The sequence below is a fragment of the Azonexus sp. genome (assembly GCF_036170495.1).
GTDB lineage: Bacteria > Pseudomonadota > Gammaproteobacteria > Burkholderiales > Rhodocyclaceae > Azonexus.
Genome location: NZ_JAVHPH010000407.1, coordinates 1 through 1,084, shown reverse-complemented (window position 1 = coordinate 1,084; position 1,084 = coordinate 1). Strand labels below are relative to the sequence as shown.

The 1,084-nt window shown below is 61.3% G+C and carries 2 protein-coding genes and 1 pseudogene; all 3 read left to right on the top strand.

Going from position 1 to position 1,084, the window contains the following annotated elements; all coding sequences use genetic code 11:
- Nucleotides 1-117: pseudogene (locus ADADOO_RS14960) on the top strand (ABC transporter permease); the annotation flags it as partial.
- A gap of 2 nt (nt 118-119) precedes the next feature.
- The gene (locus tag ADADOO_RS14955) at nt 120-875 is read left to right on the top strand and encodes an ABC transporter ATP-binding protein (protein ID WP_511278303.1); all 756 of its coding nucleotides are present in this window, start codon (nt 120-122) and stop codon (nt 873-875) included.
- Nucleotides 876-884: 9 nt separating this feature from the next.
- Nucleotides 885-1,084, top strand: a 200-nt coding sequence (locus tag ADADOO_RS14950) for an MlaD family protein (protein WP_511278302.1), incomplete at its 3' end; no start/stop codon positions are given.

Sequence of the window (1,084 nt, the reverse complement as noted above, 5' to 3'; positions counted from 1 at the left end):
CCCAATACCGAGAGCCTGTCGGCCAACACGACCAGTGCCGTGGTGACGGCGATTACCACGGTCATCCTCTTCGACGCCATTTTCGCCGTGTTTACCCGGAATATCGGTGTGCCCTAGCCATGAGCCCGTTAACCGTCATCGAACTGAACGGCGTCGGCGTGAGTTTCCGCGGGAAAGCTGTCCATCGCGATCTTTCGCTGCGCGTCGAGGAGGGGCAGATCGTCGGTTTGCTCGGCGGCTCGGGCAGTGGCAAGACAACCTTGTTGCGCGAAATTCTCGGCCTGTTGCGGCCGGACGCCGGCAGCGTTCGCCTGTTTGGCGTCGATCTCAACGACCCTGATGTCGAGATGCAGCGCAATCTGCGCCGGCGCCTCGGCATGCTGTTTCAGCAAGGCGCCCTGTTTTCGGCCTTGTCGGTCTTCGACAACATCGCCTTTCCGCTACGCGAACTGCGTTGTCTCGACGCCGACTGGATTCGCCGCCTGGTCCATCTCAAGCTGGCGATGGTCGGACTGGAGCCGGATCACGGCAAACTGATGCCGGCCGAACTCTCCGGCGGCATGGTCAAGCGCGTTGCCCTGGCCCGTGCCCTGGCGCTGGAGCCCGAACTGTTGCTGCTCGACGAGCCGACGGCTGGCCTCGATCCCGACCGCAGCCAGAACTTCGTCGAACTCGTCGGCGATCTGCAGCGTGAACTCGGCCTGACCGTCGTCATGGTTACCCACGACCTCAACACCCTGGCCGGACTGGCCACTCATGTCGCCGTGCTGGCTGATCAGCACATCATCGCCTTCGGCCCGAAAGCGGAGGTCATGACCGTCGATCATCCTTTTGTTACCGGCTTTTTTGGCGCAGACCGCCGGAAACTGCTTTAATTGGTATCCATGGAAAACAAGTCATACGCCTTCGCCGCCGGTCTCTTTGCGCTACTCCTCGGCGTGGCGGCATTGCTGGCTTTGTATTGGCTGAGCGATAGCACGGACTCGGAGCATGAATATGTCGTCGTCACCAAACAGAACATCGGTGGCCTGAACCCGCAGGCGCAGGTTCGCTATCGTGGCATCCGGGTCGGCAAGGTCAGCGA